This window comes from Okeania sp. SIO2F4, from assembly GCF_010672385.1.
GTDB lineage: Bacteria > Cyanobacteriota > Cyanobacteriia > Cyanobacteriales > Microcoleaceae > Trichodesmium.
On the sequence record NZ_JAAHGT010000343.1, the window covers coordinates 1 to 9248 of the forward strand.

At 34.1% G+C, this 9248-nt stretch carries 10 protein-coding genes; 4 read left to right on the top strand and 6 right to left on the bottom strand.

All coding sequences use genetic code 11. The features are described 5' to 3' along the window. Positions 1-180: 180 nt before the first annotated feature. The 6 genes from F6K22_RS20735 to F6K22_RS20760 all read right to left on the bottom strand — a co-directional run bounded on the left by F6K22_RS20735 (position 181) and on the right by F6K22_RS20760 (position 6188). Positions 181-1419, bottom strand: a complete 1239-nt coding sequence (locus F6K22_RS20735; protein WP_293102029.1) for a glycosyltransferase family 4 protein — start codon at positions 1417-1419, stop codon at positions 181-183. A 1250-nt stretch (positions 1420-2669) separates the two neighbouring features. Further along, entirely contained in the window at positions 2670-3668 is a 999-nt protein-coding gene (locus tag F6K22_RS20740; RefSeq protein ID WP_293102032.1) for a sugar transferase, read from the bottom strand. A 443-nt stretch (positions 3669-4111) separates the two neighbouring features. Continuing rightward, complete coding sequence (locus tag F6K22_RS20745) at positions 4112-4774, bottom strand: DUF3318 domain-containing protein (RefSeq protein WP_293102035.1); 663 nt, start codon at positions 4772-4774, stop codon at positions 4112-4114. A 369-nt stretch (positions 4775-5143) separates the two neighbouring features. Continuing rightward, on the bottom strand, positions 5144-5389 hold the full coding sequence (locus F6K22_RS20750; protein WP_293102038.1) for an IS200/IS605 family accessory protein TnpB-related protein: 246 nt from the start codon (positions 5387-5389) through the stop codon (positions 5144-5146). A gap of 16 nt (positions 5390-5405) precedes the next feature. After that, a complete protein-coding gene (locus tag F6K22_RS20755) occupies positions 5406-5699 on the bottom strand; it encodes a transposase (protein WP_293102040.1) in 294 nt (97 codons plus the stop codon). Positions 5700-5708: 9 nt separating this feature from the next. Beyond that, positions 5709-6188 carry a hypothetical protein gene (locus F6K22_RS20760; RefSeq protein ID WP_293102043.1) on the bottom strand — a complete coding sequence of 160 codons (480 nt, stop codon included), beginning with the start codon at positions 6186-6188 and terminating at the stop codon, positions 5709-5711. A gap of 1401 nt (positions 6189-7589) precedes the next feature. Here F6K22_RS20760 and F6K22_RS20765 point away from each other — a divergent pair. The 4 genes from F6K22_RS20765 to F6K22_RS20780 form a co-directional block, all read left to right on the top strand. Continuing rightward, on the top strand, positions 7590-8048 hold the full coding sequence (locus F6K22_RS20765; RefSeq protein ID WP_293102046.1) for a nuclease-related domain-containing protein: 459 nt from the start codon (positions 7590-7592) through the stop codon (positions 8046-8048). Between the two features lie 73 nt (positions 8049-8121). Further along, on the top strand, positions 8122-8379 hold the full coding sequence (locus tag F6K22_RS20770; protein ID WP_293102049.1) for a hypothetical protein: 258 nt from the start codon (positions 8122-8124) through the stop codon (positions 8377-8379). A gap of 310 nt (positions 8380-8689) precedes the next feature. Further along, entirely contained in the window at positions 8690-8908 is a 219-nt protein-coding gene (locus F6K22_RS20775; RefSeq protein WP_293102052.1) for a hypothetical protein, read from the top strand. Positions 8909-8953: 45 nt separating this feature from the next. Next, positions 8954-9248, top strand: a 295-nt coding sequence (locus F6K22_RS20780) for a hypothetical protein (protein ID WP_293102055.1), incomplete at its 3' end; no start/stop codon positions are given.

The following is a 9248-nucleotide window of genomic DNA, read 5'->3' on the forward strand; positions in this document are numbered from 1 at the left end:
TCAGCTTTTCACGGTGCATAATAGGGGATTCAAACCCCCAAAAAAGCGCACCACTAATTTTTCAAATATAGTGGGGGACTTAAACCCTTGGATTTTTAGCTGATAGCTAAATGCTGAAAGCTAATAGCTAGTTAATTATTTTTCCCTACAAAGTAGGGACGTTGCATACAACGTCCCTACCTACTCCCTCGACTCTAAAATTTCATCAAATAAAGCTTCATAACTATTTAAAGCATTTTTAGAGCCAAAATTTTCTTCCGCATATTTTCTTCCTTGCTGACCCAGTTGCTCAAGTTTTTCTGGATTTTCATATAATTCTACAATTGCTTGTGCCAAAGCTTGAGAATCTTCTGGAGTAACCACTATTCCACCGCCACTTTCTTTGACAACCCTCATTGCTGTACCTGTATCTGGAACAGAAGCTATGATTGGACGACCACTAGCAAGAATAACAGGAATTTTTGAAGGTAAATTAAAAGCAGTAACTGTCTTTTTCTGTATTACTAAACCAACATCAGCAGAAGATAACATTTCTGGTAATTTTTCTCGTGGTACTAAAGGAAGTAAAGTTACATTATCTGCTTGATAATTATCACAACATTCTTGTAATTGTTGACGCGCTTTTTCTTCCCCTAAAATGACAAAAGAAATTTCTGATTTTTCTTTGAGACTAGCAGCAGCTTTAATTACTGTTTCTAAACCTTGAGTTAAAGCAATATTCCCAGAATAAACAACTACAAACTTATCTTGAAGATTATGCTCTTCTCGGAAAGGATTATTTTTATCCAGAGGTCTAATAAAATTCAGATCTACCCAATTCGGGATACAAACAATACGTTTTTTATCAATGCCTTGTTCAATTAACTTAGTGGCAAAATCTTCAGCAATAACACTAATCTTAGCAGCTTTTCGATAAGCTAAATTTTCTATAGTTTCAGCTAGACCTACTATCCAACTATCTTTTTTCACCAACCCCACTCTTACCGCAGCTTCAGAAACAATATCTTGAATATTTAACACTACATACGAATTAGAAAATAAGCCATAAAAACTAACTGGTAAAGAAATTAATATAGGAGGAGTAGTCGCAAAAATAATATCAGGTTTCCAACCATTAAAAGCTTGCCATAAACTAGACAGAATAAAACTACCATCTAACAATAGCCGATCTAAAAGCCCAGGTTTAGAACCTCTCACATGGATATAACTACGTTGAACTGTTACGCCATTTTGTTCTTGTGTCAGAAAAAACTTCCCTTTATACTCATCATAAATTTTACGTTCAGGATAATTTGGCATACCAGTCACCACACGAACTTGATGTCCACGTTTAGCAAAACCTTCCGCAAGTTCTGTCATTAGGGGTGCAATACCAATTGGTTCTGGGTGATAGTTGTAGGAATAGATAAGAATACGCATAATTTAATTAATTATTGTTGCTATTCTGCAAAGGTAGTAATACCATTTCACAGAAGTCAGACATTCAGAACTCAAAAGTTAAAAGTAAGATTTTATAGACTGTGAATTTTGATGGTACAGTAATTTCGGGGAATTATTTCATATCTAACAATTTGAAACCATGTTGTGAAATTTTTATAGTAGTGGACTGACACAGCTAAAATAGTATATTAGCTTTTTCAGTTTAATCTTTATCAAATTAAAGATTATAGTATTTTCCTCAAGTAAAATTTACGGCGTGTCGCTTTAGTAGTGGACTGACACAGCTAATTTTGTGCCAAATTGTAGGGTGTTTTAGATGGTTTAAATTCAAACTATGAAAGAGATTTAGCAATCCATCGTAACGCACCATTTTGGCTGTGTCGGTCTAGTAGGTTGAACAGAATTTTAGAACAATTGAGTTGAAAATTCTACTGTCTGTGTAGTATCTACAATTAGTTAGAGTTGAATTCTCAGGCCAAAAATTGAACCTAGCGACCTAAAATCCTATTCAAGTTAATAATTCTCGGAGCAACAATGGAAGATAAGTAGGTGGGCTTAATTATCGGTACAATAGCAATGAAAATTCACGCGCGGTGAAAACCTTTTAGAAACTGGGTTATAGCTTCTTTATTCATATTTTTTATTTTAGCCTTTATTTATGCCTACCTACTTAAACTATATAAAAAGGATTGGGATTTATGTTTTTCAATCACACAAATTAGTTTGAAGTTTTCCATCTTTTTTTCCTCAATATTTGACATGATTTTTCTGACCGCCAGATGTTAAGCTTCAGTGCTTCATCCAATTCAAAAAATATCCATTTGTTTCATCCGATCAAATTATTAAAGTCATTTATTTGAGCTGATTTTTGTTGGCTACTAAAGTGGGAATTGTCAGATTTTACCAACACAATTCTCCAACATAAAATATCCTCAGATGATTAAGATTAAAACAAGTAAAACTTAAATCTATAATCATTTAATATATAGCGCTACTCATTCAGGTTAGGACATTTCTAAATCCTGAAACCCTTTGACAGTTTACTATTCCCTATTCCCTATTCCCTATTCCCTATTCCCTAGCGCTATATTGATATTTCTAGCCAATACCTTATGGGGAAAAGATGTGTATAAACAGGAAATATCAAATTTCTGCAATAAGTTAAGTTGGTTTCGATAACTGAAAATTTCAAAATATCAAAACCCCAACGGTAAGTATATTAAATCATTCTAGTAGGCTCCACTACTTTTCTCGAATAGAATTGCTACAGTCCTAATAATTAACTTTATGTCGTACATTAGACTCCAATTCTTTTGGTATTTTAAATCCAACCTGATAATATCTTCAAAATTTTTCACTTGAGAACGACCATTAACTTGCCATTCTCCTGTCATACCAGGTTTAACATCTAAACGTTGCCACTGAGGAACTTCATAACGCTCTACTTCATCAGGAGTTGGAGGTCTAGTTCCCACTAAACTCATATCCCCTTTTAATACATTCCAAAACTGAGGTAATTCATCCAAACTCTTTCGTCTCAAAAAGTTACCAACTTTAGTAATTCGCGGATCATTTTCATTCTTAAAAATTGCACCTTGAGCTTGATTTTTGATTTGACTCTTAAGTTGCTCTGCATTTACACACATAGAGCGAAATTTCCACATTCGGAAACGCCTTCCCATCCAACCACATCGTATTTGACCAAAAAATATCGGACCAGGACTATCAAACTTAATAGAAATAGCTATAGGTATAAACAAAATACCTGTAATAAATAATCCTACCAAAGCACCAACAATATCAATCAGACGTTTTACCCAAGATTTAATCGAAGGATGAGTAATAGGTAGTTGATTTTCATCAGACTTACGATTACTTTTAACCTCTGGTTGTGTGGATTGTTCAATGATTAAAATCTGGTCTAATCCAGTTAGGGCAAATACGCCCATAACCTGAGAATTAATATCACAAAGGACAAAATCTGTATCTTTTTCCCTTGCTGTTTTGAGATTTGTTACCAAGGAACCAATACCACAACTATCTATAAAATTAGTGTTACTAAAATCAATAATAATCTTGCCTGTAGTATTCTCTTGAGAGAAAAGTTGTTGGCAAGTTAACTTAAATGATTCTGCCTCCGAGACGGTAAAACGAAGAGGCAAATTAATCACAGGAGTTTTTCCCCTAAAAGTTACTTTTATATCTGTTTCTGAGGTTTGGCTGACCATGAAATCCTTCTATTTTCTATAAGACTATAGTATTGAGTATTGTTGTTTCTGCAAGAGTTATTTATTTGAAGATGACAATTTTAGGTATCTTACTGAAGATTTTCCTGGTATAATCAGCTTCATAATTATTACCAAATTATGCTTAAGCGATGGAATAAAAATCATTTAAATGGTTAGACCACCCTCTAGACTAAAATTATAGTCTCATGATTAGTAATGACTTGATACTAATATACTTAATGGATTAATCTATGCCCACTACCTTCGAGAATGGAATGTATTTAGATGATGTATATAGCCACCAAGCCAGATTGCTGTTTCTATTAATTCAGTTATATCCCTATTATAACACCAAAATAACCAGGATAAATTTGAGTGGGTTGTTACTCCCGATCGAGTCTAGTTTTGATTAGTTTCCGACTAACCCACCCAATATTTCCTGTCTAGTTATATATATTTTCAGAACGTGAAGTTTCACGACTTCCTTTAACTCTTGCCTTGGCTTTAGCTGCACTACGTTTGAGAGCTTGAAGTCGTGATTCATATTTTGCCCTCTGCCGTTTTTTGGGAGTTTCTTCGATTAGAGTTTTCAGAGCACTACCTAAACTTTTATAAGCATTGGGGAGTGAATAACCAAAACGAGTGGCTAGGGCGATCGCCTTATCATCTGCTTCTATCGCCTCTTTAAGATTACGTTCTCCGTTATTTTTCTGATAGAGTCTATACCCAGATACACCACACAAAGCTAAGGCCAGAACTAAAAGTAGACCATCCTGTACCCATAATTCACCAACAGCACCCCCCAAACCAATTGCTAGGGCAGCCATTTCCCAACCATCCCTGGGAATTGTATCGTTTTGAATTCTGGCCACTTCATGCCAGAATAATAAGTTACGTTGGTCTAATGCTAGTTGTTCCCAACGTGCTAGGTCAATGGATATTTCTACTTGGTCTTTGCCTATTTCCTCACTGCGAATTAGTGGGGGATTAACTTCAATGGACTTTTCTACCATTACCCAACTTTGTAATTCTGGTGGTAGTAAGCCTTTGAGACGACGAATTTCACTCATTTCTGCTCTGGCAGTAGTAGTAGCATAAGATGTCATAGTTTGTTTGAGTCCTATAGATTTTTCAACACATATCATCCTTTCTTTAAATAGTTTACCTTGATACTCCCCGACCTAAAGGTGCGGGGATTCTTAAGCAATCCATGCATTGGATTCTTAAAGGCATTATCAAAGTGCCTCTACTGACTTCTTTGAGAGAAAATTTCAAAGTTGTCGCTACTTTTTTGAGGATATTAGCTGCGCCATTAATATCTGCATTGACTAAGGGTCCGCATTGAGTTTGATATAAACCTCGTTGTCTTGATGCAGTCGCTCATGGGGGAAACCCCCAAGACCGCGCTGCATCGCTTAATTCGTTTTCCAGACGCTTTCCAGCTTTTCCTACGGAATGCTGCGCAAACGGGTTTTTCACGCCCTAGTTGGCAGGAAATCACCATCTAAAAACGATGCTTGTGAGGTGTACGATTCTTCGGTTTCGATCAACTCTATGCCGTACAATTCGCATAACTGACTAATCCGTTCTTTGAGTTTTGCTGTAGGAATTTGTACAAACTTTTGGTTGTTTTTCCTTCCGATGTCAATGCTATCTTTTTGCCCTTTATTCCAACCAAAAACTATTCTACCAATAGCATGTTTTAAACAATGGTTAATCACTAATCTTGCTACTTTGTTAACAGCCGATACGCATTTTTCGATTACGTTTCTCAGTTATACACGCTAATTTGTTTGACCAAAATCCTTGGGGTTTACCTTCTTTAATTGCCGCAATTTGTTTGTTGTACCATTGATTTTTTGACTTCAGGTGTTTACCATCAATAATGAAGCTTGTCCCTACATTGGAGATACAACTTAACCAATTATCTACCCCGTGGTCAATGCCTAAGACTTGGGCTTTATCTAACTCAGGTTGATCGGTTTTTAACTCATAAATCCATTCAACATAAAAGCAACCATTACGTGGCAAAATCCTAATTTATCTGATTTCTTTAAACTCAAGATTACTTGGAAAATCTAAGAAAAAACTGTCAATTTTAAATGCTGCTTTAACCTTTCGTCCCAGAGGTACTTTAACTTGACTTTTTTCTAACTTTAAAGCTTGTTTGGGGTAAGTTATAACTTCCATTCCTCCTTTTTTACGGTATTTAGGTAATCGAGGCCGATCAGTTAATTCTCCTTTTTTGTACTTATTAGAAAGTTCTTTATAGGACTTAAATGCTTCTGCTACCCCTCTCAGAGTTTGTTGTGCTGCTTGAGAATACAAAAATTGATAATTCCTATTGGACTTGAGCTTTTTTTCTAAGTCGTATTTTCCTGTGATATACCCCAATTTAAAATACCATTGTCTGGCTAAATAAATCCCGCAATTAATAAGCTTATTTGCTGTGATACATAAGTATTCTAAAAACGAGATTTTTTCGGGACTTTTAATTAACTCTTGTTGGCATCCATACATCTTGATCACCTCTATATTATTATGATCGCATTAAAGAATAAAAAATGACAACTTTTTAAGGTGATTTTAATCGCCCGTTTCGCTGCGCGACATGAAACGTTTTTCATCCACGCTTTAAAAAGACGTCGCTTTCAAACTCTCGTCCTTTTTTCGTAAGATCGAGACTTTGTAATTTTACCAAGAAACTTTTGCCTAAATCTCCCCTTAACCCAGTAAAAATTGGCTGGCGATTGCCACCTATAAAAGATACAAATATAGGAGTTATTCAATTTCATCAATAATTTAGGTATTAGCCTTTAGGGAATAAGAAATAGCAAACCGAAATGACAATGATTATATTTTTCGCATAGCAACTTAGTATACTATTTGTGGTGTTTTGTCAATGTATATAATTACTTAAGTATTTTTACTTATACAAAATTTGTTTTTTTGAGCTTATTTTAGCTTGCTGCAAATCGCAATATCTAGGATATTTTTAACGTAAATACTAGGTTGTAGCTTTGTTGAAAGCAGGTTATTTTTGTTTTAGATACAACATTGGCATCATACCTTAATGTTCAGAGTATGATACAAATCGCTGAAACAACGCAAGCTCGTGAAATATTTTGTAATAATTGAGAAAAAAAGGGATTTTTTTGATTTGCACAAACAATCTTAAAGCTTATTTAGATTAGTAAAAATTATCTTTATCCTCTTGGCCTCAAGTTTTAATTTAAAGGTAGTTTGCGATCGCTCAAAGTCAGAAGTAAAAATTTATTGATTGTTTGTTTGATTTATATTTAACGTTCAAAAACTACTCTTGGTTTTAAGAATAATTGGCTCTATTTTCCTCCTCTGCTTTATTCCCTATTCTCAGTTAAGATGTTTCCTATTATCAATAAGTATTCACTCGATAGGGTATCTCCCCCGGAGGGGACACATAATATTACTTGTGAAATTTAGGATTAAATTATTAGGATATAAGGGTTTGTCATTGCACAAAAAAACTATTGTCGCACATCAGCTCCTTACTAAAGAAACTATGATAAATATTTATCCAGATTTAATTTGGTTTGAAGTTTAGAGATAAGAGATATTTGAGCGATCGCTTTCTTCACAATCTACTAACAAATGTCAATTTTACGAAGTACAGAATGGTTCGGTTTTAAGAACGATATATTTTGTCAAATTATTCAAATATTTCCTCATATACTCGACTATATTCTTGTTCAATATTGGCAGTAGGATTGAATTATTTTAGATAAAAAATAGCTTTTTAACTTTCAAATTTTTACTCAGGCCAAATTATAATAAACAACTTACCAACTGTGGTCAACCCTATATATCTATCATCCGAATATCGAATAGTCACCTATTATAATTTTATCAACAGATAAATTTAGTAGTTTAAGGATAGACACAGTGACTATTGAAGTTTGGATGGGAAAAAATTTTGATACATCCTATGAAAGAGAAGCTGTAGGAAAATTTTTGGATGACATGGAATTTCGTTTCGGTGATGAAGAGAAACTCCATTTAGTTTTAATGGATTATTATATTGAAAATCGTCAGATTGATTTAACCTTCCTCAAAAATGATGCGATTATTCCTATTGAATTAAAAGAATGCCATGAGCCATTTATAGCATCTGAGAATGGTGATTGGTGTACACCGAGTGGTTATATTTTAGGTAGTGAAGATAGAAATCCATTTCAACAGGTTTATGAACATCGGATTAAATGGTTTAACGTACTAAAAGCAAACAAACATAAGTTTCGTTGCTTAGATAACGCCCCAGATGAGCGACCATTTTGGTATTCAACTTGTATTGTTGCTATTAGCCCTTCACTTCATCCAAACACTACAAATATAAATTTCTAGTGATAGCTGGTGGTTTAGACTATTTGGTCTTGATGAACTGGCTAAAAAAATAGAATTTCAAACTAATAAGTATATGAATTTTTCAGATGATGAATTAAGAAAAATAGCTTCTGACTTATTATCGCTGAAACAAAAGTCTCATCAGGCTAGGAAAAATACAAAAGAGTGGGAAAATAAACTAAAAGAACGAGAAGAAAAACTTGAAAACCGCGAACTGGAAATCAAGGAAAAAGAAAAAGAACTGGCAAAACGAGAAGAGTTTCTTGGATACCAAGAGGCAGCGCTTAAAAAGTGGGCAGATGAACTTCATAAAGCAAAAGAAAGTCTTTAAAGGAAAAGCAATTATTATCAATAATAGTTTTGAGCATGATTTAGTGTCCGACGATAATTGCTCATACTTTTTTAGTTAAAACAATTAGTCAAGGCAGAAAAATATTCAGTGATAGTTTTATGACTTATTTTTACATCTTGGCAAAATTATCGAAATTCTTTCTAGTGGAAAATCTGTCTATGAGATGAGAATTGTATTTAACTCTCCCTGGTCGGCAAAAATTAGTGGCTATGGAAAATTATTGCCTCATATCCGAGTCAAATAAAATTGATAAATTGAGAAAATCCTCATCTACTATTTTTCTGAAGAGGTGCTAAATTTTGGCAAAATTATCGAAATTTTTTCTAGTGGAAAATTTGTGGATGAGATGAGAATTGTATTTGACTCTCCCTGGTCGGCAAAAATTAGTAGGTTGAGAATTTTTTATCTGAAGAAATCTGTGGATGAGATGAGAATTGTATTTGACTCTCCCTGGTTAGCAAAAATTAGTAGGTATGGAAAATTATTGCCTCATATCCGAGTCAAATAAAATTGATAAATTGAGAAAATCCTCATCTACTATTTTTCTGAAGAGGTGCTAAATTTTGGCAAAATTATCGAAATTTTTTCTAGTGGAAAATTTGTGGATGAGATGAGAATTGTATTTGACTCTCCCTGGTCAGCAAAAATTAGTAGGTTGAGAATTTTTTATCTGAAGAAATCTGTGGATGAGATGAGAATTGTATTTGACTCTCCCTGGTCGGCAAAAATTAGTAGGTTGAGAATTTTTTATCTGAAGAAATCTGTGGATGAGATGAGAATTGTATTTGACTCTCCCTGGTCGGCAAAAATTAGTAGGTTGAGAATTTTTTATCTGAAGAAATCTGTGG